The sequence below is a fragment of the Pseudomonas sp. 3296 genome, from assembly GCF_031456615.1.
Classification (GTDB): domain Bacteria; phylum Pseudomonadota; class Gammaproteobacteria; order Pseudomonadales; family Pseudomonadaceae; genus Aquipseudomonas; species Aquipseudomonas mucoides.
Map to the genome: position 1 here is coordinate 349,924 of NZ_JAVDUY010000002.1, position 24,950 is coordinate 374,873.

A 24,950-nucleotide genomic window follows, 5' to 3' on the forward strand; every position below is an offset into this window, starting at 1 on the left:
CGAGTTAACGCAACACCGGCAAACTCGTTGTGGATTTGATCTCCGACAACGCCACAATCGAGTTCACTTCCTGTATCCCCGGCACCATCGACAGTTTTTCAAAGAAAAACCGCTCATACGCCTCAATGTCTGCCGTGACGATCCGCAGCAAAAAATCCACCGACCCCATCAGCACATAACACTCCAGCACTTCGGGAAAACCGCGAATCGCCTCGGTGAATTCAGTGAAGTTAGACCGCCCGTGCGCGTTGAGTTTGATCTCGGCAAAGATCTGCGTGTTCAGGCCGATCTTCTTGCGGTCCAGCAGCGTCACCTGCCCACGAATGATCCCCTCCTCCTTCATCCGCTGAATCCGCCGCCAGCACGGCGACTGCGACAGCCCCACCTGTTCGGCGATTTGCGCGCTGGAGAGCGAAGCGTCCTCCTGCAGCAACGCAAGAATCTTGCGGTCGTAGCCATCCAGTTCGCTTTGCATAAAAAAACCTTCAATCGTTCGTTATTCGAATTACACAATTCGATAAATCGCCAAGAGGTCCAATCATAGATAAGAAATGCCCGGCACCGAATGTAAAAATTCCTCCAGTGATTTTTGGAGCCTGACCATGCCGCACCTGGAAGCCGTTCATACCCCGACCACCCGCGCCGATGTCTGGAGTATCAGCAACGCCCACTGCCGCGTTCATTACCAACTGCTGGCCGAGGCCGAGCCGGATCTGCTGTGCCGAGCGCTCAATCTGTTTGCCTTGCAGTGTTTGACGCCGCAACAGGTCAACGTGCAGCGCAAGGAGGATCTGCTGTCGATCGACATCGTCATGGACGGTCTCAGTTGGCACCGTGCCCAAGTGATTGCGGAAAAATTACGTAACCTGATCAGCGTCTGCTCGGTCGAGTTGCAAGCGGCTGATGCGATGTGGGATCAACCGGCCCAGGCAGCGGGCTGACAAATCCCGACACGGCTTCGTCGGGTAGTGGCCCAACGGTCGACGGCTGCGCGACTATCCTTTGCGGACTGTTGTTCATGAGGAGCCCGCATGTCCGTTCAACTTGCCATTCAGGACCGCTGGCTGGATCTCAATGATTTGCTGCGCGAACTGGTCGCCCAAGGCTTCATCAGCCAGGACTCGGCCGAGCACGCGCTCAATGCCCGCCGCCGCCACGCCGCCAATGGCCAGATGCATCCGCTGGAATTCATTGCCAGCCAACACCTCGACGATCTCAGCCGCCCCGGCAAACACCTGGACCTGGAAAGCCTGACCCTGTGGCTGTCGCAGCAGGCCGGCCAGCCTTACCTGCGTATTGATCCGCTGAAAATCAACGTCGCGGCCATTACGCCGCTGATGTCCTATGCCTTTGCCCAGCGCCACAAGATCCTCGCGGTGTCCATCGACCGCGACGCGGTGACCGTGGCCAGCGCCCAGCCTTACGTCAGCGGTTGGGAAGCCGACCTGACCCACGTGTTGAAGCTGCCGATCAAACGGGTCGTGGCCAACCCGGTGGACATCCAGCGCTTGAGCGTCGAGTTTTTTCGTCTGGCCAAATCGGTCAGTGGTGCGACCACTGCCGATCAGCAGACCAGTTCTCTGGGCAATTTCGAACAACTGCTCAACCTCGGCGCCAGCGACCAGGAGCCGGACGCCAATGATGCGCACATCGTCAACATCGTCGACTGGCTGTTCCAGTACGCCTTCCAGCAGCGCGCCAGCGATATCCACATCGAACCCCGACGCGAGCAAGGCACGGTGCGCTTTCGCATCGACGGCGTGTTGCACAACGTCTATCAATTCCCGCCGCAAGTGACCATGGCCATCGTCAGTCGCCTGAAAAGCCTGGGGCGGATGAACGTCGCGGAAAAGCGCAAACCCCAGGACGGCCGGGTCAAGACCAAAACCCCGGACGGTGGCGAAGTCGAGCTGCGCCTGTCGACATTGCCGACGGCGTTTGGCGAAAAAATGGTCATGCGGATCTTCGACCCGGAAGTGCTGCTCAAGGATTTCGATCAGTTGGGCTTTTCCGCCGAAGACCTGCGCCGCTGGCAGGACATGACCCGTCAGCCCAACGGCATCATTCTCGTCACCGGGCCGACCGGTTCGGGCAAGACCACCACGCTTTACACCACGCTGAAGAAACTGGCGACGCCGGAGGTCAACCTCTGCACCATCGAAGACCCGATTGAAATGGTCGAGCCCGCGTTCAACCAGATGCAGGTCCAGCACAACATCGACCTGACCTTCGCCGCCGGCGTGCGCGCGCTGATGCGACAGGACCCGGACATCATCATGATCGGCGAGATACGCGACCTCGAAACCGCCGAAATGGCGATTCAAGCGGCGCTCACCGGCCACTTGGTGCTCTCGACGTTGCACACCAACGACGCACCGAGCGCGATCAGTCGCCTGCTGGAACTTGGCGTGCCGCATTACCTGATCAAAGCCACGGTGCTCGGCGTCATGGCCCAGCGCCTGGTGCGCACTTTGTGTCCGCACTGCAAGGCCCCGCTGACGCTGGGCGAAGAGGATTGGCAAACCCTGACCAAACCCTGGCAAGCGCCGCGGCCCACCAACGCGCAACGCGCCATCGGCTGCCTGGAATGTCGCGACACCGGCTATCACGGTCGCGCCGGGGTCTACGAAATCATGCAACTGACGGACGGCGTCAAAGCGTTGATCAATCCCGACACCGACTTGCTGGCGATCCGGCGTCAGGCGTTCAAGGAGGGTATGCGCAGCTTGCGGCTGTCGGGCGCTCAGAAAGTGGCGGCGGGTTTGACCACGATCGAAGAGGTGCTGCGCGTGACACCGCAGAGCGAGCAAAAGTAAACGCGCTCATCATGGAACTCGATTCAGGGTTGGCTATCCAAGGCCGCAGTCAACCCAGTGGAGTCACCCATCATGCGTTTCAAATTTGCTGTCGCCACCGCCGCGCTGCTCTCTCTTCCAGTCGGTAGCGCGATGGCCGATGATAGCTTTTGGCAAAATGTCCTCACCTCCGGTGCAACTACCGCGTCGACTTACCTGACGTCCAGGGACAACAAAATGGTTGTCGCCGCCCAGGACGATGCCAGCAGCTTCGTCGCCAGTGACGGCGGCATTCGCGGCCCTTACCTGGAAGCGGCGATGCACAAAGTCCGCGCCGACAACCCGGGCCTGCAAGCAACGGACATGGAACTGGCGAATGCGATTCTGGCGAAGAATGCCGTCGCTTCGAAGTAAGTCCATCGATACAAAAATGCCGCTCACATGAGCGGCATTTTTTTGCCCGACACAAATCCCCTGTAGGAGCACGGCGAGATTTCAGCGGTAATCATCCACCGGCACACAGGCACAGAACAGGTTTCTATCGCCATAGACGTTATCCACCCGATTCACCACCGGCCAGTATTTGTGCTGTCGGGTGTGCGCATCCGGCGTCACCGCTTGCTCGATGCTGTACGACCGCTCCCACACGCCGGTGATGTCCGCCAAAGTATGTGGCGAACGCTTCAGCGGATTGTCCTCGGCCGGCCAGTTGCCGTTTTCCACCTCGCTGATTTCCGCACGGATGCTCAGCATCGCCCCGATAAACCGGTCCAGTTCGGCTTTCGATTCACTTTCGGTCGGCTCGACCATCAACGTCCCCGGCACGGGAAATGACATGGTGGGCGCATGGAAACCGTAATCCATCAGGCGCTTGGCAACGTCTTCTTCACTGATGCCGGTCAGCGCTTTCAATGGCCGTAGATCCAGGATGCATTCGTGCGCGACCCGCTCATTGCGCCCGGTGTAGAGCACCGGGAACGCACCGGACAAATGCTGCGCCAGGTAATTCGCGGCGAGGATTGCCACTTCGCTGGCGTCCGCCAGTTGCGGCCCCATCATCGCGATGTACATCCAGCTGATCGGCAGGATGCTCGCACTGCCCCAGGGCGCTGCGCTCACGGCGCCGTTCTGCGGCAACGGCCCGTCAATGGGTACCACCGGGTGATTGGCCACGAACGGCGCCAGGTGCGCCCGCACTCCAATCGGCCCCATGCCTGGCCCGCCGCCGCCATGGGGAATGCAGAACGTTTTGTGCAGGTTCATGTGTGACACGTCGGCGCCGATATCCGCCGGACGCGCCAGGCCGACTTGCGCGTTGAGGTTGGCGCCATCCATGTACACCTGACCGCCGTGGCTGTGAATAACCTCACAGATCTCGCTGATGCCTTCCTCATAGACGCCATGGGTCGATGGATACGTCGCCATCAGGCACGCGAGTTTGTCCCCCGCCTCCGAGGCTTTTTGCTTGAGGTCTTCCAGATCGACGTTGCCGGCTTCGTCGCACTCGACAATCACCACGCGCATCCCGGCCATCTGCGCCGAGGCCGGGTTGGTGCCGTGGGCCGAAGATGGAATCAGGCACAGATCCCGCGCCCCTTGATGACGGCTCTCGTGGTATTTGCGGATCGCCAGCAACCCGGCGTATTCGCCTTGGGCGCCGGAGTTGGGTTGCATGCAAATCGCATCGAAACCGGTGATCGCGCAGAGCCAGCGTTCCAGTTCTTCAATCATCAGCGAATACCCCACGGCCTGCTCCTTCGGCACGAACGGGTGCAGGTTGGCGAACTGCGGCCAGGTGATCGGGATCATCTCGCTGGTGGCGTTGAGCTTCATGGTGCAGGAGCCCAGCGGGATCATCGACTGGTTGAGGGCAAGGTCCTTGTTCTCCAGTTGCTTGAGGTAGCGCAGCATCTCGGTTTCGCTGTGGTGCGCATTGAACACCGGGTGACGCAGATAAGGAGAGGTGCGCAGCAGCTCGTCAGGAATGCCCGACACCAGCGTTTCAGCGTCCAGTTCGTCGATACTCAGACCATGATCGGCGCCGAGGAACACATCGAACAACTTGGCAACGGTGGTTTCGTCAGTGGTTTCATCGAGGCTCAACCCCAACTGCCCTCGCCCCAGAATCCGCACATTGATCTGCGCCGCCTGAGCGCTTTCGATGATCGCGGTCTGGGTGCCGCCGACGTCCAGGGTCAGGGTGTCGAAGAAGTGTTCATTCAGGCGACTGACGCCATGCCGCTCAAGGCCGGCAGCGAGGATGCAGGTCAAGCGATGCACGCGCTGGGCAATTCGCTTGAGCCCTTCAGGTCCGTGGTAGACCGCGTAGAAACTGGCGATGTTGGCCAGCAATACCTGAGCGGTGCAAATGTTTGAGTTGGCCTTCTCGCGGCGAATATGTTGCTCGCGGGTTTGCAGGGCCATGCGCAAGGCAACGTTGCCGCGAGCGTCTTTGGACACGCCGATGATCCGCCCGGGAATCGCCCGTTTGTATTCATCACGGCTGGCAAAAAACGCCGCGTGCGGCCCGCCGTAGCCCATGGGCACACCAAAACGCTGAGATGAGCCGAACACCACGTCAGCGCCCAACTCTCCTGGCGGGGTCAGTAACAGCAGGCTCAACAGATCAGTGGCGACACACGCCAGGGCTTGCTGCGCGTGCAGGTGATCGATCAGCGGCCGCAGATCGCGGATCTCGCCATGGGTGTCGGGGTATTGCAGCAGTGCACCGAACACCTGGTGCTGTTTCAAGTTATCCACAGCGTCGATGATCAGCTCGAAGCCGAAGCCTTCGGCGCGGGTCTGTACCACGGAAATGGTCTGCGGATGACAGTTCTGGTCGACGAAGAACAGATTACTTTTGGACTTGGCGACACGCTTGGCCAGCGCCATGGCTTCCGCGGCGGCGGTGGCTTCATCCAGCAAGGATGCGTTGGCCAGTTCCAGGCCGGTGAGGTCGATGGTCAGTTGCTGGAAATTCAGCAGCGCTTCAAGTCGCCCTTGGGCAATTTCCGGCTGATAAGGCGTGTACGCGGTGTACCAACCGGGGTTTTCCAGGACGTTTCGCACAATCACGGTCGGCGTGAGGGTGCCGTGGTAACCCATGCCGATCAGGCTGGTCCAGACTTGGTTTTGCTCAGCGTAGCCACGCAGCTTGGCCAGCGCCGCTTGTTCATCGAGGGCGGGCGGCAGGTCGAGCGGGCGGTTCAGACGGATTCCCGGCGGCACCGTCTGCTCGATCAGTTCGACCCGACTGCCGAGGCCGAGGCTGTCGAGCATCGCCTGCTGCTCGTCGGCATCGGGGCCGAGGTGGCGGCGTAGAAAGGCATTGGGGTCGCGTAACTGGCTCAAGGATGGCAACTGGGACATGACGGGCTCTCTCTAGACTGGCGCTCAGCGTCGATGTAACACGGTCAAACCAGCATAGCAGTCGATATCCGGGCGGATGGCTTGGCGCCGACGACCATTACAGACATCATGCTCGGCATCTGCCTAACGTCCGCTGATCAGGTGACCTAATTTATGAGCTCACAGCCTTTCCTGCCGTTCTCCAAACCCACTATCGATGAAGCGACGATAGCCGCGGTTGGCGATGTGTTGCGCTCGGGCTGGATTACCAGCGGCCCCAAGGTCCAGGCCTTTGAACAACAACTCTCGGATTTTTTTGGCGGGCGCCCGGTGCTCACCTTCAATTCCGGCACCTGCACCATGGAAATCGCTTTGCGCATTGCCGGGGTAGGACCGGGCGATGAAGTGATCACCACACCGATTTCCTGGGTGGCCACCGCCAACGTCATTCTGGAAGTCGGCGCTACCCCGGTGTTTGCCGACATCGACCCGGTCACCCGCAACATCGACCTGGCTCAGCTCGAAGCCGCTATCACCCCGCGTACCAAAGCGATCCTGCCGGTGTTCCTCGCCGGGCTGCCGGTGGACATGTCGCGCCTTTACGCACTGGCGAAGCAGTACAACCTGCGGGTGCTGGAAGATGCGGCCCAGGCGCTGGGCTCCAGCTGGAACGGCCAGCGCATCGGCTCGACCGGCGATTTCGTGTCCTTCAGTTTCCAGGCGAACAAGAACGTCACCTCCTCAGAGGGCGGTTGCCTGGTGCTGAATAATGATGAGGAAGTGCGACTGGCACAGAAGTACCGTTTGCAGGGCGTGACCCGCAGCGGCTTCGATGGTTTGGATGTCGATGTGCTGGGCGGCAAGTTCAACATGACCGACGTCGCGGCGGCCATCGGCCTTGGGCAATTTGCGCACATCGAAGCCATCACGGCCCATCGCCGTGAACTGGCCCGACACTACTTCGCATGTTTTGGTGAGGATTTCGAGGCGCAGTACGGGGCTCAACTGCCCCCGGCGGATTTCGAGAACAGCAACTGGCATTTGTTCCAGCTGGTGTTGCCGGAGCGCGGGGATGGCCTGCCGGCACGGGCGACCTTTATGGAGCAGATGCAGGCATTGGGGGTCGGTATTGGCTACCACTACCCGCCGATTCACTTGCTGAGCCTTTACCGCGAACGCGGTTTCAAGGAGGGCATGTTCCCGGTCGCCGAGCGGGTCGGTCGTTTGATTGTCTCGTTGCCGATGTTCACGGCGATGAGCAAAGCGGATGTCGAGCGTTCGGTGGCAGCGGTCAAAGCTGTTCTGAAGCCTTGAACCTGTAGGAGTGAGCCTGCTCGCGATGGCGGTGGTCAGTTGGAATAAATGTTTACTGACACACCGCAATCGCGAGCAGGCTCACTCCTACATGGATTTCGCAGAGCGGGGTTTACTCGCCGATCGCAGCCTTGTAGCCGGCGGCGTCGAGCAGTTTTTCCAGATCAGCGGCGTCGCTTGGCTTGAGCTTGAAGATCCATGCGCCGTACGGGTCGGTGTTGAGCAGCTCCGGGTTGGCGCTCAATTCTTCGTTGACCGCAATCACTTCACCGGCAATCGGGGAGTAGATGTCGGAGGCGGCTTTCACCGATTCAACAACGCCGGCCTGATCTTCAGCCGCAAACTTGTTGCCCACTTCAGTCAGTTCCACGAACACCACATCACCCAGCGCTTCCTGCGCGTGATCGCTAATGCCCACGGTGACGGTGCCGTCGGCTTCCAGGCGGGCCCATTCGTGACTTTCGGCAAAACGCAGGTCGGCAGGAATATCGCTCATGTTCTGTGTCCTCAAGAAAAATGTCAGCGGTTGTAGTCCGCCAAAAAAGGTTAGATCAAGGTTTTGCCATGGCGTACGAAGGTCGGCTTGACCACTCGGACCGGGTACCACTTGCCACGGATTTCCACTTCTGCGCGGTCTGCAGTTGCCATCGGCACGCGCGCCAGTGCTATCGACTTGCTAAGCGTAGGAGAGAAACTACCACTGGTGATCTCCCCTTCGCCAACATTGGCGATGCGGACCACTTGATGAGCGCGCAAAACACCGCGCTCCTCAAGGACCAGTCCCACCAGTTTGTGCTGTACGCCGCCGGCCCGTTCGGCTTCCAGGGCGGTGCGCCCGATGAACTGGCGAGAGGCCGGTTCCCAGGCAATGCTCCAGGCCATATTGGACGCCAATGGCGATACATCTTGATGAATGTCCTGACCGTACAGGTTCATGCCGGCTTCAACTCGCAAGGTATCCCGCGCCCCCAGGCCGATGGGGGAAATGCCTGCGCCGACCAGATCGTTGAAAAAACCCGGTGCCTGATCAGCCGGTAGAACGATTTCCAATCCATCTTCGCCGGTGTAACCGGTACGGGCGATGAACCAGTCACCTTCTGGCTGGCCCTCGAATGGCTTGAGCAGCTGAATCAGATTGCTGCGGGCCTGAGAGACCAGTTCGCAGATTTTTTGCCGGGCATGCGGGCCTTGAATCGCCAGCATCGCCAGCTCTGCACGCTCGTTGAGTTGCACATCGAAGCCGTCGAGGCGAGCCTGCATCCAGGCGAGGTCTTGATTGCGGGTGGAGGCGTTGACCACCAGGCGATAACCGTCGTCGAGGCGATAGACGATCATGTCGTCGACGATGCCGCCGCGCTCATTGAGCATGGTGCTGTACAAGGCACGGCCGGGGCTGTGCAGGCGTTCGACATCATTGGCCAGCAAATGCTGGAGCCAGGCTTTGGCCTGGGGGCCGCTGATATCGATCACGGTCATGTGGGATACATCGAAAACCCCGCAATCGCGGCGCACCTGGTGGTGTTCCTCGACCTGCGAGCCGTAATGCAGAGGCATATCCCAACCGCCAAAATCGACCATCTTCGCGCCGAGGGCGAGATGAAGGTCATACAGAGGCGTACGCTGTCCCATGGGTTTCTCCTTCCGGGCGTGGCGAAGGTGCGGACAGGTGCTGCACGGGGTGAAAACCTTGAACTAGAAGGCTTTCAGCCGATTTCAGCTACCGGGTCTGTCAGACGGACCGCACCGAATGCCGCGCATTGTAGCCGCAAGGTGTAGGACTGGCACCTAGCTGTTTCGATGCGCCGAACGTCGAATCAATCCGATGACCGGTAACAGGCCGACCAAAACCAGCGTCAGTGCTGGCAAAGACGCCCTCGCCCATTCCCCTTCGCTGGTCATTTCAAAGATCCGCACGGCCAGCGTGTCCCAGCCAAACGGGCGCATCAGCAGGGTGGCGGGCATTTCCTTGAGCACATCGACGAACACCAGCAATGCGGCGCTCAACGTACCCGGCAACAACAACGGCAGATACACCTTGAAAAACAGTCGTGGCCCACTGACGCCAAGGCTACGTGCTGCTTCGGGCAAAGATGGCCGTATACGCGCCAGGCTGCTTTCCAGTGGCCCATAAGCCACTGCGATGAAACGTACCAGATAAGCCAGCAATAACGCCGACAGACTGCCCAGCAGCAAGGGTTTGCCGGCCCCGCCGAGCCAGCCGGACAGCGGGATGACCAGTTCGCGATCGAGGTAACTGAAGGCCAGCATGATCGAGACCGCCAATACCGAACCCGGCAAGGCGTAGCCCAGATTGGCCAGGCCGATGCCGGAGCGGATTGTTCGGGTCGGTGCCAGGCGCCGGGCGAACGCCAGCACCAAAGCAACGCTGACCGTGATCAAGGCTGCCATGCCGCCCAGGTACAAGGTGTGAAGAATCAGGCCGGTGTAACGCTCATCCAGATCGAAGCGCCCGCGCTGCCAGAACCACACCAGCAGTTGCAGCATCGGGATGACGAACGCACAGGCAAACACCAGGCCGCACCAGCTCATCGCCGCCAGCGCCTTGAAGCCCCGCAGGTGATACAGCGCCTTGACCCGCGGCCGTTCGTTGCTCGTACGGTTGGCCCCGCGAGCTCGCCGCTCGCCGTACAGCACCACCATCACCACCAGCAGCAACAGGCTGGCCAGTTGGGCGGCGGTGGACAGGCTGAAGAACCCGTACCAGGTTTTGTAGATCGCGGTGGTGAACGTGTCGAAGTTGAACACCGACACGGCGCCAAAATCCGCCAGGGTTTCCATCAATGCCAGTGCCACCCCTGCGCCAATGGCCGGGCGCGCCATGGGCAAAGCCACTCGCCAGAACGCCTGCCACGGCGACTGGCCCAGCACCCTGGCGGCTTCCATCAAGCCTTTGCCCTGAGCGAGGAACGCCGTACGGGCCAGCAGATAGACGTAGGGATAGAAAACCAGCACCAGCACGATAATGACCCCGCCGGTGGAGCGCACGCGCGGCAACCTCAGGCCCGTGCCAAACCACTCGCGCATCAGGGTTTGCACGGGGCCGGCGAAATCCAGCAGGCCGACGAAGACAAACGCCAGCACATAGGCCGGAATCGCAAACGGCAACATCAGCGCCCAGTCCAGCCAGCGCCGGCCGGGGAACTCACAAAGGCTGGTCAACCAAGCGAGGCTGACGCCCAGCAGCGTGACGCCGACTCCGACGCCGACTATCAGGGTCAGGGTGTTACCCAACAGGCGCGGCATCTGGGTAGCCCAGAGGTGGGACCAGATCTGTTGATCAATGGTTTGCCAGGACAGCAGTAAAACACTGAGGGGCAACAGGACCAGCGCTGCGATGGCGAAGACCAGGGGATACCAGCGGCGTTGGGCGGGGTGGGCCAAAGGGGTTCTCTAGAAATTAATAAATGATTGTGCCCACGCTCTGCGTGGGCACTTATCTTGTGACGCTCTGCGTCACGCTTCGACGCGGAGCGTCGGGGGATGCATTCCCACGCAGAGCGTGAGAACGATCAGCAGTAATGTCAGTTCCAGCCAGCGCGATCCATCATGCGGATTGCTTCGGCCTGACGCTTGCCGGCCACTTCCACCGGCAGGGTATCGGCCACGAACTTGCCCCACGCCGCCACTTCTTCCGAAGGCGCCACCGCCGGGTTGGCCGGGAATTCCTGGTTCACGTCGGCGAAAATGTTCTGCGCCTCAGGAGTGGTCATCCACTCCACCAGTGCCTTGGCCGCTTCCGGGTGCGGCGCGTGTTTGGTCAGGCCGATACCCGACAGGTTGACGTGCACACCGCGGTCAGCCTGGTTCGGCCAGAACAGTTTCACGCCCAAATCAGGTTTCTGCTTGTGCAGGCGACCGTAGTAGTAGGTGTTGACGATACCGACATCGCATTGGCCCGCATTGATCGCTTCCAGCACCGCAACGTCATCCGAGAACACGTCGGTGGACAGGTTGCTCACCCAGCCCTTGAGGATTTTCTCGGTTTTTTCGGCGCCGTGCACTTCGATCATGGTGGCGGTCAGGGACTGGTTGTAGACCTTCTTCGCCGTGCGCAGACACAGGCGCCCTTCCCAGTTCTTGTCAGCCAGTGCTTCGTAGGTGGTCAGCTCGCCCGGCTTCACGCGATCCGTGGAGTATGCGATGGTCCGCGCCCGCAGGCTCAGGCCGGTCCAGGCATGGGAGGCAGCGCGATATTGCAGCGGAATGTTGCTATCGATCACTTTGGAGGTGAATGGCTGCAGGATGCCCATTTGCTCGGCCTGCCAGAGGTTGCCGGCATCGACCGTCAGCAGCAGGTCGGCGGTGGCGTTCTCACCCTCGGCCTTGATGCGCTGCATCAGCGGCGCTTCCTTGTCGGTGATGAACTTCACCTTCACCCCGGTCTTGGCGGTGTAGGCGTCGAAGACCGGTTTGATCAGCTCGTCGATACGCGAGGAGTAAACCACCACCTCGTCAGCGGCCTGGGCGGCGGTGCTGCCAATCAGGGACAGGGCGAGTGCGGTCAGTAGACGCTTCGGCAACATGGGAGCGATCTCTCGATTGAAAAAGTGAGGCCAAATGATAAGGACTCACATTTAGCTTCTCAATCAATCAGTTCGCGGAGGAGTTACCAGATGTTGCATCGTCAGAAATCTGCGGCGAATGTGCCGGCCTCACCCAATACCTATGCCTTGGCCAGCGCCGGCAAATCCCCGGTCAACCCCAGCGCCTCACGCACAAACAACGCCTTGGCCTCGGGCATCTGCTCAACCATTTTCAACCCGGCGTTACGCAACCAGCGCACCGGCAGCGGATCAGCCTGGAACAACCGCTCAAACCCTTCCATCGCCGCCATCAGCGCCAGGTTGTGAGGCATGCGCCGGCGCTCGTAACGGCTCAGCACTTTGACATCGGCCAAGCGTTCACCGCGCTCAAACGCTTGCAGCAGCACTTCGGCCAACACAGCAGCATCGAGGAAACCAAGGTTCACCCCCTGCCCGGCCAGCGGGTGAATGGTGTGCGCCGCGTCGCCGATCAATGCCAGGCCCTCGGCCACATAACGCTTGGCGTGACGCTGACGCAGCGGCACGCACAGACGCGGGTCGGCGCTGAGCACGGTGCCGAGTCGCCCTTCAAAGGCGCGTTCGAGCTCGCGGCAAAAGCCGTCGTCGTCCAGCGCCATCAGGCGTTCGGCTTCACTCGGGGTGGTCGACCAGACGATCGAGCACCAATCCTGCTGACCGTCGCGTACCAACGGCAAAAACGCCAACGGACCGTTGTCGGTGAAGCGCTGCCAAGCGGTCATTTGGTGAGATTTTGAGCTGCGCACACTGGTGACAATCGCGTGGTGCATGTAGTCCCACTCGCGCGTCGCCATGCCGGTCAGGCGCCTAACAGCCGAGTTGGCGCCGTCCGCCGCAATCACCAGCGGTGCGCGCAAAGTGCGGCCGTCGGCCAGAGTCAGCAGCCAGTCATCGCCCGAGCGGCGCATCTGTTCCAGACGCGCATTGGCCAGCATCCCGAGGTCGCAATCGTGCAAACGGTCGAGCAAGGCGTCCTGAACCACACGATTTTCGACGATGTGCCCAAGCACGTCGGCATGCACGCTGGCGGCCGAGAAATGGATCTGCCCGGTGCCGCTGCCGTCCCAGACGTGCATGTCGGTATAAGGACTGCTACGTCGCTTGGCGATGCCGTCCCACACGCCCAGGCGTTCGAGGATGCGCTGGCTGGCGGTCGACAAGGCGCTCACTCGCGGTTCGAACGGCGCCAGGCCATCGAAGGGTTTGACGCTCAAGGGACTACCGTCCAGCAGCAGGACTTCCAGCCCGCTGTCCTGCAACGCCAGCGCCAAGGCGCTACCGACCATTCCGGCCCCGACAATCAACAGATCTGCGCGCATTTCCATGCTTTAAGCCTGTCTCGCTTGCGGCTTGAGCCGCACGTAAAGGGTTTTTTCGACCCGCGCCACCAAGGTGCCGGCGCCGTCGTGAATATCGACCTGCAATTGCGGCAGGTATTTTTCGCCATCGGCCGTTTGCCGACGGATCTCGTCGAGCAAGGTCTCGTCGATACGGAATCTGGCGAACACCGGGCCTTTGCCCGGCGAAATGAAATCGATGTCAGCGGCTTTGTCCCAGACGATGTAACGGTGCCCGAGGTTTTCCATCAGCATCAGCATGTAGAACGGGTCGACCATCGAATACAGGCTGCCACCGAACTGGGTGCCTACGTAATTGCGGTTGTACCAGCTCAGGCCCATGGACACCGTGATGTCGCGAAAGTCATCGCTGATGTGCCGCACCCGAACCCCGGCGCCCATGTACGGTGGGTAAAAGGACATGAACCAACGCATCAACCGCGCCTTGCCGAACCTGCTCGTCAGCCACTTAAGCATCGGGACGTGTACCCAGACCCATGGCCTGGCGGGCGAACCAGCGCTTGGCCGGCGGCAGCAGATCGAGACCGAGCAGGCCGAGATTGCGGCCCAGCGACACCAGCGGCTGGGTACTGCCGAACAACCGGGTGACCTGATCGGAGAAACCCACGGTCAGGTTTTGATCCAGACGCTGGCGTTCACGGTAGGCTTGCAAAGTAGCGAAGTCCCCCGGCCCGTTCTCGCTGGCCAACAAGGCCTCCGACAACGCTTGCGCATCACGCAGCGACAGGTTGAAACCCTGGCCGGCAATCGGGTGCAGGCTGTGAGCCGCGTTGCCGAGGATCGCCAGATGTGGACGCACCTGCTCTTCCGCTTCGATCAGCGTCAGCGGGTAAAGATGACGTGCGCCAACCTGTTTCAACGTGCCGAGGCGATAACCGAACACACCCTGCAACTCGCTGAGAAAGCTCTTTTCATCCAGTGCGGCCAGCCGCTGCGCGTCCATACCCAGACGGGTCCAGACCAAGGCGCAGCGGTTGTCCGGCAGCGGCAACAGCGCCATCGGGCCGTCGTCGGTGAATCGCTCGAACGCCATGCCGTTGTGCGCTTCGCTCGGGGTAATGTTGGCGATCAGCGCGCTCTGGTTGTACGGACGCTTCTTGATACCGATCCCCAGTTGCTCGCGCAGGCCCGACCGGCCGCCATCAGCCAGCACCGCGAGGTCGCATTCCAGGGTGGTTTCGTCATTGAGGCTCAAGCGGTAGCCATCGCTCAACGGCTCCATGCGCGTGACTTCCGCCGGGCAACGCCAGGCGACCACGTCCTTGTCCAGACCTTGCCAGAGGCATTGGCCGAGCCAGGCGTTTTCCACCACGTAACCCAACGCAGGAACGCCTTCTTCCATCGCCGACAATCGTGCGGTGGAAAAACGTCCCCGGTCAGAGACATGAATCTGCTTGATCGGCTCGGCTCGGCGGGAGATTTCCTGCCACACACCCAACCGTTGGTAGATCTGTTTGGCGCCATAGGACAGCGCCGAAGAGCGGGCGTCGTAGCTCGGCTGATATGTATCGCCTGGGGCAAAGGGCTCGATCAGGACGATCTTCCAGCCGCGCGCCTTGGCCCCGGCTTGCAACGCCAACGCGAGACTGGCGCCGACCAGGCCGCCACCGATGATTGCCAGATTGACCCGGCTCATGCTGCTTGTGTCCGCGCTTGCGCCATCAGGGCCTCGATGTCGGCGACCGTTTTCGGCACGCCTTTGGTCAATATTTCACAACCGGTCTTGGTCACCACCACGTCGTCCTCGATGCGCACGCCAATGCCGCGCCATTTCTTCGCCACGTTCTGGTTGTCCGGGGAAATGTAGATCCCCGGCTCCACCGTCAGCGCCATGCCGACCTCCAGCACCCGCCATTCGCCGCCGACTTTGTATTCGCCAACGTCATGCACATCCATCCCCAGCCAGTGGCCGGCGCGGTGCATGTAAAACGCTTTATAGGCTTCGCTGGCGATCAGTTCGTCGACGTCACCCTGCAACAGGCCGAGCTTCACCAGCCCGGTGGTAATCACCCGCACCGTGGCTTCGTGCGCCTGATTCCAGTGTTTGTTCGGGGCGATTTCGGCGAAGGCGGCTTCTTGCGAGGCCAGCACCAACTCGTAGATGGCTTTCTGTTCCGGTGAATACTTGCCATTGACCGGCCAGGTGCGGGTGATGTCGCTGGCGTAGCAGTCGATCTCGCAACCGGCGTCGATCAGCACCAGGTCTCCGTCCTTGAGCACCGCGTCATTCTGCTGGTAATGCAGGATGCAGCTGTTGCGCCCGGCGGCGACGATTGAACCGTAGGCCGGCATTTTCGCGCCACCCTTGCGGAACTCGTAATCAAGCTCGGCTTCAAGGCTGAACTCGTGCAGCCCCACGCGGCTGGCCTGCATCGCGCGGATGTGCGCCTGGGCGGAAATCCGTGCGGCTTCGCGCATCACCTTCACTTCTGCCGCCGATTTATACAGGCGCATGTCGTGAAGCAAATGATCCAGGGCAACAAATTCGTTCGGCGGCTGGGCACCGAGGTGCGCTTTAGAGCGGATCACGTTGATCCAGTCCATCAGGTGCCGGTCGAATTCGGGGTTGCTGCCCATGGCCGAATACACCCGGTCGCGCCCTTCGATCAGGCCCGGCAGGATGTCGTCGATGTCGGTGATGGGGAAAGCGTCGTCGGCGCCGAAGTCGCGGATCGCGCCTTCCTGGCCGGCGCGCAAACCGTCCCACAACTCGCGCTCGGCGTTGCGTTCACGACAGAACAGGATGTATTCGCCATGGGCACGCCCCGGCATCAACACGAGGACCGCTTGAGGCTCGGGAAAGCCGCTCAGGTACTGGAAATCGCTGTCCTGGCGATAGACGTGCTCGACGTCGCGGTTGCGGATGGCGACCGCGGCGGCGGGCAGGATCGCGATGCTGTTGGGTTCCATCTGCGCCATCAGGGCCTTGCGGCGACGGCTGTATTCCGATTTCGGGATATGAATCATGGGCAGATGGCTTTTCCTGGCACGCGATTAATGCAACGACGGTTTGGCGGCTGGTGGCACGTCCGCTTTCTTGGTTTCGGAGAACAGCAGCAGCGGCGCAACGCGCAGGTATTCCATGACTTCCATGTAATCGGTTTCGCCGTCTTCGGACTCTTCCAGGGCATCTTGCACCTGAGAAATGGCCGCCAGGTCCTGCAACACTTCGGTGGCTTCAGTGCTGAGCGTGCTGCTGTCCCGGCAGTTCAAGCCGAAACCGCTGAGGAAGCCCTGGCACCACTCACCCAGTGCGACGGCACGGTCAGTCAGGGGGGCGTCATCGGTCGGCAGCAGCAGAACAACGGTCACGTCGTCGCCGGTCAGCTCGCCCTTGACCATCTCCTGCAAGCCGATCAGGGCGTTGCGGACATTGTCCTGCGGTTCGCTTTCCAGCAGTTCGGCGGCATCGATCAACCACTCTTCGGCATTGAAGCCGGCACCGGCGCAACTGCGGCCGAGCAACAGGCCATGCAGTTCGGCAGGCGAGACGTTATGACCGCTGGAGGTCAGCAGTGTGGCGAAGGCTTGGTACGGGGAATTCTGAATGGTCATGGGCAGCTAGGCGCCAGACGGCGCTATGTCTAGAATGAAGGCCTTGTATCCTACATCGACAGACTCGCCAAGACTATTAAAGGCTGTCCGCCAGCTACCCCCATCAAGCACACATTCAGTGGACACAATGGAAGACACCGACCTGCAAGCGCTGATGGCCAGACTCGAACTGCTAATTAGTCGAGTCGAGCAACTAAAGAGCCAAAACGGACTCTTACTAGCTCAGGAAAAGACCTGGCGCGAGGAACGCGCGCACCTCATTGAAAAAAACGAAATCGCCCGACGTAAGGTTGAATCGATGATTTCGCGCCTCAAGGCCCTGGAGCAAGACTCATGAGTTCAAGCAATAGCGTTACCGTGCAGATCCTCGACAAAGAATATTCGATCATCTGCCCCCAGGAAGAACGCAGCAATCTGGTGAGCGCCGCCCGCTACCTGGACGGCAAAATGCGCGAAATTCGCAGCAGCGGCAAAGTCATCGGCGCCGACCGCATCGCCGTCATGGCCGCGCTGAATATCACGCACGACTTGCTGCACAAGGAAGAACGCCCGGATGTACAGGCCAGCGGCTCGACTCGCGAACAGGTGCGCGACCTGCTGGACCGCGTCGATCTGGTGCTCGCCACCGATCCGGACGTCACCAAGGGCTGAAACACGAAACCGCTTGGGGTATACTCGCTTCACTCCCTGGGGTGCTTGCCAGTTGACCACGTCCCTGAGCCGATTCGCACTACCCTGGAGGCTGCACGTTGGGCTGGTGTGCATGTCCGCTAGACGGAAAGCCTTAAAGCCTACTGCATCTTCCACCTTGAACTTTCGGGTTCAAGGGCTAAGTCAGCAGCGGTTCATCCGGGGAGCCTGATTCCAGTCCGATGCCGGTTTAAATACCGGCATCGGCTTTTTTACGGGTACGCTTTACGTATTCGTCCTGTCGAAGCCTGAATCCATGACCGAACCTGCGCTGCTGCCCCGCCCGCAACTTCGACGCATGCTGCGCAAGGCCCGCCGCGCACTGACACCCAGTCAACAGCGCCAGGCTGCTCGCGGGCTGTACAAGCAATTGGCCCAACAGCCGTTGTTTCGCCGCGCCAAGCACATCTCCCTGTACCTGCCAACCGACGGTGAAATCGACCCGCGCATCCTGCTGCGTGCCGCTCAACGCCGGGGCAAGGCGACGTATCTGCCGGTGCTCAGCGCCTGGCCGCGCACCAAAATGGTCTTCCAGCGCATTCGCCCGGGCGAAAAACTCAAACCCAACCGCTTTCGAATTCTCGAACCCCGGCACAACCTCGCCCGGCAACGTAAAGTCTGGGCATTGGATCTGGTGCTGTTGCCGCTGGTGGGGTTTGACGATGTCGGCGGGCGTCTGGGCATGGGCGGCGGCTTCTACGATCGAAGCCTGGCGTACCTGGCGCGCCGCAAAACCTGGCGCAAGCCGACGCTGCTGGGGCTGGCCCATGAATGTCAGAAAGTCGAACGATTGGCTCAGGCGAGCTGGGATGTGCCGTTGCAAGGCACGGTGACAGACAAGGCGTGGTATTTCGCAGGGTAGACGCCACTGCGATCAGCGGCGTCCAAAAGACAGGTTTAGCGCTTGAACGCCGATGGCTGCTGTTGCTGCTGCGCGATTTCGATCGGCGCGTCAGTCTTGTTATTCCACAGGCTTTGGGCATAACCGGTGGTTACAACGCCAAGGCCGAACAAAATAACCAAAATCCATAGTAAATCCGGTTTGCGTTTCATCGATTGCCCCCCAAAGGCACATCAACACGATGACAGCAGCGGTTCCGTTTCAGGTGTAGGCCGTGCAGCAGCGTCAAGCTTAGAAGGCCGGCATTTTGCGACAACGTGAACTGACACGCAAACGCTGGCGTCAACCGACTGTCGGTTTGTCATAAAATTGCCAGACAACCTGTCCACTCACCTCGCAAGGAGCAAAATCCATGGCCTATTGGCTGATGAAGTCCGAGCCCGACGAACTCTCGATCAAAGGTCTAGAGAAGCTTGGCCGAGCGCGCTGGGACGGGGTTCGTAACTATCAGGCGCGTAATTTTTTGCGCGCCATGGCGGTCGGTGACGCGTTTTTCTTCTATCACTCCAGCTGCCCTGAGCCGGGAATTGCCGGCATTGGAAAAATTGTCGAAGCGGCGTATCCGGACCCGACGGCGCTGGAGCCAGAGAGTCATTACTACGACCCAAAGGCCAGCGCCGAGAAAAACGCCTGGAGCGCGATTGATGTCGAGCATGTCGAGACGTTTGCCAAGGTGTTGAAGCTGGATTATTTGAAGCAGCAATCGGCGTTGGCCGAGATGCCACTGGTGCAGAAGGGTTCGAGATTGTCGGTGATGCCAGTGACGACCGAGCAATGGGCAGCGGTACTCGATTTACGTTAAATCGGGCAGAACCATCCGGTCACCCTCTTTTCTGCGCTCAATAGAGTTAGGCTTGACCCTCAGTTGACTGGTATCAACTCGCCCCGGCGTTCGATCAACCAGACTAGGACGCAACAGCCGCAGGATGCCCGCATGTCTACGCACAGTCGCTCTTCAATATTGTTTGCCAGTGCTTTAGTGATACTGCTGCTGGGTGCCGGGGGCTTTGGCTACTGGAAGTCGATGCATGACCGCTTGCCCGAAGGCTTGTATGTCGGCAATGGTCGCCTCGAAGCCACCGAAGTACAGATCGCCAGTAAAACACCCGGGCGACTGGCCGAAGTACTCGTCGATGAAGGCGACAAGGTCAGCAAAGGCCAACTGCTGGCCCGCATGGACACCCGCACCCTTGAAGCCCAACGCAACCAGGCCGAAGCCGAAGTATTGCGCGCCCGGGAGAACCTCACCGCCGCACAAGCCAACGTGCAATTACGCCTGAGTGAGCAACTGCTCGCCCAACAGGAACTCAGTCGTTCCGAGACGCTGTTCAAACACGGTTTCGTGAGCGGTCAGATCATCGATCAGCAGCAGGCGCGTATTGGCACAGGCAATGCCGCCGTTGCAGCGGCCCGCGCACAAGAGTCTGCGGTCGGTGCTGCCATTGGCGCTGCGCAGGCGCAAGTCGCGCAGTTGAACAGTGAAATCGACGACAGCAGTTTGCGAGCCCCTATCGACGGGGTGATCCAGCTGCGCATGGCCGAACCGGGCGAAGTGCTCGGTGCCGGCGGACGCGTATTAGTGCTGATCGACCCGAACGATCAATACATGAACCTCTACCTGCCGACTTCCGTGACCGGACGCCTGGCGGTGGGCGATGAAGCGCGAATTTTGCTCGATGCCCTGCCCGACCGCCCGCTGCCTGCGAAGGTCAGCTTTGTCGCGGCCAAGTCGCAGTTCACCCCCAAAGAAGTCGAGACCCGCGATGAGCGGCAAAAACTCGTGTTTCGGGTCAAGTTACGTCTGACTGATCCCGGGGCCATGCCCCAGGCCAAACCCGGCATGCCCGGCGCCGGTTATGTGCGCACCGCCCCGGTTGGCTGGCCGGCTAATCTGCAATGACCAGCCTGGCGGTTCAAGCTTGCGCAATCGAACATCATTACGGCACCTATCAGGCGCTGAATGACATCACATTCAGCCTGCCCGCCGGAACCCGGTGTGGGTTGATTGGTCCCGATGGGGCCGGCAAATCGAGCCTGCTGGGACTGATCGCCGGCGTGAAAAAGCTGCAGCAAGGGCAACTGAATGTACTCGACGGGGCGATCCAGGACCGCCGCCATCGCAACACCCTCTACGCGCGTATTGCCTTCATGCCCCAAGGCCTGGGCGGCAACCTTTACCCTGAGTTGTCGATCAGCGAGAACATTCAGTTTTTCGCCACCTTGTTTGGCCTGTCAAAAGCCGAATGCAATCAGCGTATGCACAATCTGTTACTGGCCACCGACCTGTTGCACTTCGCCGATCGACCGGCAGGCAAATTGTCCGGTGGCATGAAACAGAAGCTGGGCCTGTGTTGTGCGCTGATCCATGAACCGGACCTGCTGATCCTCGATGAACCGACAACCGGCGTCGATCCGTTATCCCGTCGGCGGTTCTGGGAGCTGGTTGACGATGTGCGGCGCCAGCGTCCACAACTGACGTTATTGGTCGCCACCGCCTATATGGAGGAAGCCGAGCAGTTCGAACATTGCCTGATGCTTGACGGCGGCAAGCTGATTGCCACTGGGTTGACCAAGGAATTACGGGCTGTAACAACGAGCGGCAAACTCGACGAAGCCTTCACCCATTATCAGGGCGACGGTAGCCATGACCAGCAGCCTCTGGTGATTCCACCGGGAACCGGCACCCCCACCGATATCGCCATCGAGGCCCACGACTTGACCCTGCGCTTCGGCGACTTCACCGCCGTAGACAAGGTCAGTTTCGCCATCGGTCGTGGCGAAATCTTTGGCTTCCTCGGGTCCAACGGCTGCGGCAAAACCACCACAATGAAAGTCCTGACCGGGCTGATACCGGCCAGCGAAGGCAGCGCCACGCTGCTGGGCAATCCGGTGGATGCCAAGGATTTGGCCACCCGCAAACGCGTCGGGTTCATGTCGCAGAGCTTTTCGCTGTATGGCGAACTCAGTGTGCGGCAGAACCTGGAGCTGCATGCACGGCTGTTCGATTTGCCTAAAGTCGAAAGCGCACAACGCATCGAAGAGCTGATCCAGCGTTTCAATCTGGGCAGCGTGTGCGAACAGCAGTCCTCAGCATTGCCATTGGGCTTGCGCCAACGCCTGTCCCTGGCGGTAGCGGTGCTGCATCGGCCGGAAGTCTTGATTCTCGACGAACCGACCTCCGGAGTAGACCCGGCGGCACGGGACGACTTTTGGCGACTACTGATCGAGTTGTCCCGAGAACAAGGTGTGACCATCTTCCTCTCCACCCATTTCATGAACGAAGCCCAACGCTGCGATCGCATCTCGTTGATGCACGCCGGCAAGGTACTGGCTTGCGATACCCCGGCAGCCCTGCAACAACAATTCAAAGGTGAGACGCTGGAAGCCGCGTTTGTCACCTGCCTTGAACAGGCCCAGGGTGTCTCGGAACCCTCAAAACCTGCAGAGCCTGCAAACGCGCCTGTCACGCCGGCCACGCCCCTGAGGGATCGCGGCTTCAGTCCCGGCCGCCTGATGGCGGTGGCGAGCCGTGAGGGCAAGGAACTGCTGCGTGACAAAGTACGGATGGCGTTTGCCCTGCTCGGGGCCATCTTCATGATGGTGATCTTCGGTTATGGCATTTCCCTGGATGTCGAGAAGCTCGCGTTCGCTGTCTACGATCAGGATCAGACACCACAGAGTCGCGCGTACCTGGAGGCCTTTCGCGGCTCTCGGTACTTCGACGAGCAAGCGCCCATCCAGGACGCCAAAGAACTGCATCGTCGCCTTCAGCGCTCTGAAATCAAACTGGCACTTGAGGTGCCTCCCGGTTTTGGCCGGGATCTGTACGCCGGACGCCAACCAGCCGTGGCGGCCTGGCTCGATGGCGGTATGCCGTTTCGCGCCGAGACGAGCCGCAACTACGTCGAGGCGGTGCACCAGGCCAATATCGAACAACTGGCCGCACAGAGCAGCCCGGCGTTGAGCCGGCCAGCCGCCGCCCGACTGGAAACCCGCTTCCGCTACAACCAGGACGTGGTCAGCGTCAACGCCATCGGGCCCGGCGTCATGGCGCTGATTCTGGCGTTCATCCCGGCCATGCTCACGGCGCTGGGCATCGTGCGGGAGAAAGAACTGGGTTCGATCACCAACTTCTACGCCACACCGCTGACTCGACTGGAGTTCCTGTTAGGCAAACAGGCGCCCTATCTGGCAGTCAGCCTGATCAACCTTGCAGTGCTGGTCGCGATGAACCGATGGCTTTTTGGTGTGCCGTTCAAGGGCAGTTTCCTGACCCTGGCCTTCGGCGGGCTGCTCTATGTATTGGCGACAACCAGCATGGGTTTGTTGATTTCGGCGTTCACCCGAACCCAAATCGCCGCCATCCTCGGCACCATGATCATTACCAGCCTGCCCACCATCCAGTTTTCCGGCCTGATCGTGCCTCGTTCCTCCCTCGAAGGCGCTGCCGCAACGATGGGGATGCTGTTTCCCGCTGGGCACTTCCTTGATATCGCTGTAGGCACTTTCACGAAGGCTCTGGACATACGCCAGCTTTGGCCGCAATGCCTGGCGCTGTGCGGATTCTTCCTCGGGTTCACCGGGCTCAGCCTGGTCATGCTGAAAAAGCAGGAGGCCTGATGCACAAGTTTGCGCACATCCTGCGCCTGGGTCTCAAGGAGCTGACAAGCCTGCGACACGACAGCGTGCTGCTGCTGTTTCTTTTCTACGCCTTTACGGTGGCGATCTACATGCCGGCTGCGGGCTCGGTAATTGGCGTACATAACGCCAGCGTGGCAATCGTGGATGAAGATCACAGCCTTGTGTCGCGACAACTGGCGCAGGCGCTGCAACCTCCGGAATTCCAACGGCCGGTCTTGTTGCCGTACGGGCAACTGGACCAGGTCATGGACAATGGCAAGTACACATTTGTCATCAATGTGCCGGCGAACTTTCAGACCGACCTGCTGGCCGGTCGTCAGCCTGCCGTGCAAGTCAATGTCGACGCCACCGCCATGAGCCAGGCATTCATGGGCGCGGGGTATATAGGGCGAATTTTCCAGCGCGAGTTGTTGACCTACAGCGGCCAAAGCGATGTGGCGAGCAAAGCGCCCGTATTGCTGACCACCCGTGCCCTGTTCAACAGCAATCTGGAAGGTGGCTGGTTTCTGGCGGTGATTCAAATCGTCAACAACATCACGATCCTCGCCATCATCCTGACCGGCACAGCACTGCTGCGTGAACGGGAACACGGCACCCTCGACCACCTGTTGGTGCTACCGCTGACAGCGCTGGAAATCATGCTGGCGAAAATCTGGAGCAACATGCTGGTGGTGGTGCTGTGCACCTGGCTGTCGCTGGAGGTGATAGTCAAAGGCGCGCTCGGCGTGCCGCTGGCCGGCTCCCTGAGCCTGTTTTTGCTGGTGACGGCGGTCTATCTGTTCGCCAGTACCGCGCTGGGGATATTTCTCGCCACCCTGGCTCGCTCGACACCGCAATTCGGACTGCTGGCCATTCCGGTGATTATCCCGATGTTGCTGCTATCCGGCGGCAGCACACCATTGGACAGCATGCCGCAATGGCTGCAATGGGTGATGCAGGGGTCGCCGTCAACGCATTTTGTCAGCCTGAGCGCCGCCATTTTGTTTCGCGACGCCGGGTTGAGCGTGGTCTGGCCGGACTTGCTCGTGCTCACCGCCATAGGGCTGCTGTTCTTTGCGATAGCGCTGATGCGGTTTCGCAAGAGCCTGGCGTCCTGACGACCGAGTCGCCCCCTTCGCGAGCAAGCCCGCACACATTGGAGATGTGGCGTTCACAAAATCAATGTGGGAGCCGGCTCCGGGCGGCGTTCCGACGATGAGGCCAGCCCGGACCACGAATGACTTACTGAATGATGAGGTTGTTGAACAACAAATCCTCAACCACCGGCTTGCCGGTCTCGTCGTTCATCACTTGCTGAGTCTGCTTCAGGGCTTCCTGGCGCAGTTTTTCCTTGGCTTCGACGTTGTTCATCGTCTCGGCCGTTTGCTGTGCAAACAACGCCACCAGCTGATTGCGGATCAACGGTTCGTTGGCCTTCACTGCTTTGGTGGCGTCATCACCGGTCACGCGCAAGGCCACATCAGCCTTGTAGACCTTGAGCTTGGGCGTACCGTCCAGCCCGTAGTTGCCCACGAACGGCGGGCTCAGGGTGATGTAATTGACCTTCGGAGCTTCACCTTCTTTGGCTTCTTCGGCCATCGCTGCCACAGGCAGAGACAGGGCCAGCAACAACATGATCCACGCTTTCACAATTCGCTCCTTATCCGGTTTGCGGCCTAGCATAACGACCCGCCGCTCAAGCACAAGCTTATGGCTGACTATCAGGGTCGGGCATGCTCGTTGACCCATCGACTCACACACCTACACTTATCGGCCATCACTCCCA

Annotated in this window: 24 protein-coding genes and 1 other RNA gene; 12 read left to right on the plus strand and 13 right to left on the minus strand. The window is 60.3% G+C overall.

The genetic code is table 11. The features are described 5' to 3' along the window. Nucleotides 1–4: 4 nt before the first annotated feature. Nucleotides 5–475, minus strand: coding sequence for an Lrp/AsnC family transcriptional regulator (locus tag J2X66_RS06105; RefSeq protein WP_310262187.1), 471 nt, complete (start codon nt 473–475; stop codon nt 5–7). A gap of 127 nt (nt 476–602) precedes the next feature. On the opposite strand from J2X66_RS06105, the gene J2X66_RS06110 reads away from it, so the two are divergent. The 3 genes from J2X66_RS06110 to J2X66_RS06120 all read left to right on the plus strand — a co-directional run bounded on the left by J2X66_RS06110 (nt 603) and on the right by J2X66_RS06120 (nt 3,209). Beyond that, nucleotides 603–941, plus strand: coding sequence for a hypothetical protein (locus tag J2X66_RS06110; protein WP_310262189.1), 339 nt, complete (start codon nt 603–605; stop codon nt 939–941). Nucleotides 942–1,031: 90 nt separating this feature from the next. Then, nucleotides 1,032–2,816, plus strand: a complete 1,785-nt coding sequence (locus J2X66_RS06115) for an ATPase, T2SS/T4P/T4SS family (protein WP_310262193.1) — start codon at nt 1,032–1,034, stop codon at nt 2,814–2,816. 72 nt (nt 2,817–2,888) lie between these two features. Continuing rightward, entirely contained in the window at nt 2,889–3,209 is a 321-nt protein-coding gene (locus J2X66_RS06120; RefSeq protein WP_310262196.1) for a DUF2388 domain-containing protein, read from the plus strand. An 81-nt stretch (nt 3,210–3,290) separates the two neighbouring features. Here J2X66_RS06120 and gcvP read toward each other — a convergent pair whose 3' ends face one another. Further along, nucleotides 3,291–6,164: an aminomethyl-transferring glycine dehydrogenase gene (gene gcvP / locus J2X66_RS06125; RefSeq protein ID WP_310262198.1), complete on the minus strand. Its 2,874-nt coding sequence runs from the start codon at nt 6,162–6,164 to the stop codon at nt 3,291–3,293. 153 nt (nt 6,165–6,317) lie between these two features. Here gcvP and J2X66_RS06130 point away from each other — a divergent pair, with 153 nt between their 5' ends. After that, the gene (locus J2X66_RS06130; RefSeq protein ID WP_310262201.1) at nt 6,318–7,457 is read left to right on the plus strand and encodes a DegT/DnrJ/EryC1/StrS aminotransferase family protein; all 1,140 of its coding nucleotides are present in this window, start codon (nt 6,318–6,320) and stop codon (nt 7,455–7,457) included. 112 nt (nt 7,458–7,569) lie between these two features. On the opposite strand, the gene gcvH is transcribed toward J2X66_RS06130, so the two are convergent. The 9 genes from gcvH to J2X66_RS06175 all read right to left on the minus strand — a co-directional run bounded on the left by gcvH (nt 7,570) and on the right by J2X66_RS06175 (nt 16,953). Then, nucleotides 7,570–7,953 carry a glycine cleavage system protein GcvH gene (gene gcvH / locus J2X66_RS06135; RefSeq protein ID WP_310262204.1) on the minus strand — a complete coding sequence of 128 codons (384 nt, stop codon included), beginning with the start codon at nt 7,951–7,953 and terminating at the stop codon, nt 7,570–7,572. A gap of 50 nt (nt 7,954–8,003) precedes the next feature. Beyond that, the gene (gene gcvT / locus J2X66_RS06140; RefSeq protein ID WP_310262207.1) at nt 8,004–9,086 is read right to left on the minus strand and encodes a glycine cleavage system aminomethyltransferase GcvT; all 1,083 of its coding nucleotides are present in this window, start codon (nt 9,084–9,086) and stop codon (nt 8,004–8,006) included. A 156-nt stretch (nt 9,087–9,242) separates the two neighbouring features. Next, the gene (locus tag J2X66_RS06145; protein WP_310262209.1) at nt 9,243–10,859 is read right to left on the minus strand and encodes an iron ABC transporter permease; all 1,617 of its coding nucleotides are present in this window, start codon (nt 10,857–10,859) and stop codon (nt 9,243–9,245) included. Between the two features lie 140 nt (nt 10,860–10,999). Continuing rightward, nucleotides 11,000–12,001, minus strand: coding sequence for an extracellular solute-binding protein (locus tag J2X66_RS06150; protein WP_310262212.1), 1,002 nt, complete (start codon nt 11,999–12,001; stop codon nt 11,000–11,002). Nucleotides 12,002–12,141: 140 nt separating this feature from the next. Then, the gene (locus tag J2X66_RS06155; protein ID WP_310263068.1) at nt 12,142–13,359 is read right to left on the minus strand and encodes a 2-octaprenyl-3-methyl-6-methoxy-1,4-benzoquinol hydroxylase; all 1,218 of its coding nucleotides are present in this window, start codon (nt 13,357–13,359) and stop codon (nt 12,142–12,144) included. Nucleotides 13,360–13,368: 9 nt separating this feature from the next. After that, nucleotides 13,369–13,854 carry a DUF4442 domain-containing protein gene (locus tag J2X66_RS06160; protein ID WP_310262214.1) on the minus strand — a complete coding sequence of 162 codons (486 nt, stop codon included), beginning with the start codon at nt 13,852–13,854 and terminating at the stop codon, nt 13,369–13,371. Further along, complete coding sequence (gene ubiH / locus J2X66_RS06165) at nt 13,847–15,034, minus strand: 2-octaprenyl-6-methoxyphenyl hydroxylase (protein WP_310262217.1); 1,188 nt, start codon at nt 15,032–15,034, stop codon at nt 13,847–13,849. The genes J2X66_RS06160 and ubiH overlap by 8 nt, the downstream gene beginning before the upstream one ends. Beyond that, on the minus strand, nt 15,031–16,365 hold the full coding sequence (pepP, locus tag J2X66_RS06170; protein ID WP_027926458.1) for a Xaa-Pro aminopeptidase: 1,335 nt from the start codon (nt 16,363–16,365) through the stop codon (nt 15,031–15,033). The genes ubiH and pepP overlap by 4 nt, the downstream gene beginning before the upstream one ends. Before the next feature lie 27 nt (nt 16,366–16,392). Continuing rightward, nucleotides 16,393–16,953 (minus strand): YecA family protein, encoded by a 561-nt coding sequence (locus J2X66_RS06175; protein ID WP_027926457.1) that lies wholly within the window; start codon nt 16,951–16,953, stop codon nt 16,393–16,395. Nucleotides 16,954–17,080: 127 nt separating this feature from the next. Here J2X66_RS06175 and J2X66_RS06180 point away from each other — a divergent pair, with 127 nt between their 5' ends. From J2X66_RS06180 to J2X66_RS06195, 4 genes are all read left to right on the plus strand, one after another. Next, nucleotides 17,081–17,290 carry a TIGR02449 family protein gene (locus J2X66_RS06180; RefSeq protein WP_007942437.1) on the plus strand — a complete coding sequence of 70 codons (210 nt, stop codon included), beginning with the start codon at nt 17,081–17,083 and terminating at the stop codon, nt 17,288–17,290. After that, on the plus strand, nt 17,287–17,604 hold the full coding sequence (locus J2X66_RS06185) for a cell division protein ZapA (protein WP_007942435.1): 318 nt from the start codon (nt 17,287–17,289) through the stop codon (nt 17,602–17,604). Before J2X66_RS06180 ends, J2X66_RS06185 begins: the two co-directional genes overlap by 4 nt. 30 nt (nt 17,605–17,634) lie before the next feature. Continuing rightward, a non-coding RNA gene (ssrS, locus tag J2X66_RS06190) (6S RNA) lies at nt 17,635–17,813 on the plus strand. An 86-nt stretch (nt 17,814–17,899) separates the two neighbouring features. Then, nucleotides 17,900–18,505 (plus strand): 5-formyltetrahydrofolate cyclo-ligase, encoded by a 606-nt coding sequence (locus J2X66_RS06195; RefSeq protein ID WP_027926456.1) that lies wholly within the window; start codon nt 17,900–17,902, stop codon nt 18,503–18,505. Between the two features lie 35 nt (nt 18,506–18,540). Here J2X66_RS06195 and J2X66_RS06200 read toward each other — a convergent pair whose 3' ends face one another. Then, nucleotides 18,541–18,696, minus strand: a complete 156-nt coding sequence (locus J2X66_RS06200) for a hypothetical protein (RefSeq protein WP_172825923.1) — start codon at nt 18,694–18,696, stop codon at nt 18,541–18,543. 200 nt (nt 18,697–18,896) lie between these two features. Here J2X66_RS06200 and J2X66_RS06205 point away from each other — a divergent pair, with 200 nt between their 5' ends. The 4 genes from J2X66_RS06205 to J2X66_RS06220 all read left to right on the plus strand — a co-directional run bounded on the left by J2X66_RS06205 (nt 18,897) and on the right by J2X66_RS06220 (nt 24,282). Then, entirely contained in the window at nt 18,897–19,346 is a 450-nt protein-coding gene (locus J2X66_RS06205) for an EVE domain-containing protein (RefSeq protein ID WP_310262221.1), read from the plus strand. A gap of 132 nt (nt 19,347–19,478) precedes the next feature. After that, a complete protein-coding gene (locus J2X66_RS06210; protein ID WP_027926454.1) occupies nt 19,479–20,444 on the plus strand; it encodes an HlyD family secretion protein in 966 nt (321 codons plus the stop codon). Continuing rightward, the gene (rbbA, locus tag J2X66_RS06215; RefSeq protein WP_310262224.1) at nt 20,441–23,164 is read left to right on the plus strand and encodes a ribosome-associated ATPase/putative transporter RbbA; all 2,724 of its coding nucleotides are present in this window, start codon (nt 20,441–20,443) and stop codon (nt 23,162–23,164) included. The genes J2X66_RS06210 and rbbA overlap by 4 nt, the downstream gene beginning before the upstream one ends. Further along, nucleotides 23,164–24,282 (plus strand): ABC transporter permease, encoded by a 1,119-nt coding sequence (locus tag J2X66_RS06220; protein ID WP_310262228.1) that lies wholly within the window; start codon nt 23,164–23,166, stop codon nt 24,280–24,282. Before rbbA ends, J2X66_RS06220 begins: the two co-directional genes overlap by 1 nt. 124 nt (nt 24,283–24,406) lie before the next feature. Here the strand turns inward: J2X66_RS06220 and J2X66_RS06225 are convergent, their stop codons facing one another. Next, complete coding sequence (locus J2X66_RS06225; RefSeq protein WP_310262231.1) at nt 24,407–24,814, minus strand: flagellar basal body-associated protein FliL; 408 nt, start codon at nt 24,812–24,814, stop codon at nt 24,407–24,409. Between the last annotated feature and the right edge of the window lie 136 nt (nt 24,815–24,950).

Coding starts and splice junctions, on each gene's coding strand:
- J2X66_RS06205 (WP_310262221.1), top strand. CDS start 18,897: ATGGCCTATTGGCTGATGAAGTCCGAGCCCGACGAACTCTCGATCAAA.
- rbbA (WP_310262224.1), top strand. CDS start 20,441: ATGACCAGCCTGGCGGTTCAAGCTTGCGCAATCGAACATCATTACGGC.
- pepP (WP_027926458.1), bottom strand. CDS start 16,365: ATGATTCATATCCCGAAATCGGAATACAGCCGTCGCCGCAAGGCCCTG.
- J2X66_RS06110 (WP_310262189.1), top strand. CDS start 603: ATGCCGCACCTGGAAGCCGTTCATACCCCGACCACCCGCGCCGATGTC.
- J2X66_RS06185 (WP_007942435.1), top strand. CDS start 17,287: ATGAGTTCAAGCAATAGCGTTACCGTGCAGATCCTCGACAAAGAATAT.
- J2X66_RS06195 (WP_027926456.1), top strand. CDS start 17,900: ATGACCGAACCTGCGCTGCTGCCCCGCCCGCAACTTCGACGCATGCTG.
- J2X66_RS06175 (WP_027926457.1), bottom strand. CDS start 16,953: ATGACCATTCAGAATTCCCCGTACCAAGCCTTCGCCACACTGCTGACC.
- J2X66_RS06150 (WP_310262212.1), bottom strand. CDS start 12,001: ATGTTGCCGAAGCGTCTACTGACCGCACTCGCCCTGTCCCTGATTGGC.
- ubiH (WP_310262217.1), bottom strand. CDS start 15,034: ATGAGCCGGGTCAATCTGGCAATCATCGGTGGCGGCCTGGTCGGCGCC.
- J2X66_RS06180 (WP_007942437.1), top strand. CDS start 17,081: ATGGAAGACACCGACCTGCAAGCGCTGATGGCCAGACTCGAACTGCTA.
- J2X66_RS06220 (WP_310262228.1), top strand. CDS start 23,164: ATGCACAAGTTTGCGCACATCCTGCGCCTGGGTCTCAAGGAGCTGACA.
- gcvH (WP_310262204.1), bottom strand. CDS start 7,953: ATGAGCGATATTCCTGCCGACCTGCGTTTTGCCGAAAGTCACGAATGG.
- gcvP (WP_310262198.1), bottom strand. CDS start 6,164: ATGTCCCAGTTGCCATCCTTGAGCCAGTTACGCGACCCCAATGCCTTT.
- J2X66_RS06155 (WP_310263068.1), bottom strand. CDS start 13,359: ATGCGCGCAGATCTGTTGATTGTCGGGGCCGGAATGGTCGGTAGCGCC.
- gcvT (WP_310262207.1), bottom strand. CDS start 9,086: ATGGGACAGCGTACGCCTCTGTATGACCTTCATCTCGCCCTCGGCGCG.
- J2X66_RS06210 (WP_027926454.1), top strand. CDS start 19,479: ATGTCTACGCACAGTCGCTCTTCAATATTGTTTGCCAGTGCTTTAGTG.
- J2X66_RS06120 (WP_310262196.1), top strand. CDS start 2,889: ATGCGTTTCAAATTTGCTGTCGCCACCGCCGCGCTGCTCTCTCTTCCA.
- J2X66_RS06115 (WP_310262193.1), top strand. CDS start 1,032: ATGTCCGTTCAACTTGCCATTCAGGACCGCTGGCTGGATCTCAATGAT.
- J2X66_RS06130 (WP_310262201.1), top strand. CDS start 6,318: ATGAGCTCACAGCCTTTCCTGCCGTTCTCCAAACCCACTATCGATGAA.
- J2X66_RS06160 (WP_310262214.1), bottom strand. CDS start 13,854: ATGCTTAAGTGGCTGACGAGCAGGTTCGGCAAGGCGCGGTTGATGCGT.
- J2X66_RS06200 (WP_172825923.1), bottom strand. CDS start 18,696: ATGAAACGCAAACCGGATTTACTATGGATTTTGGTTATTTTGTTCGGC.
- J2X66_RS06105 (WP_310262187.1), bottom strand. CDS start 475: ATGCAAAGCGAACTGGATGGCTACGACCGCAAGATTCTTGCGTTGCTG.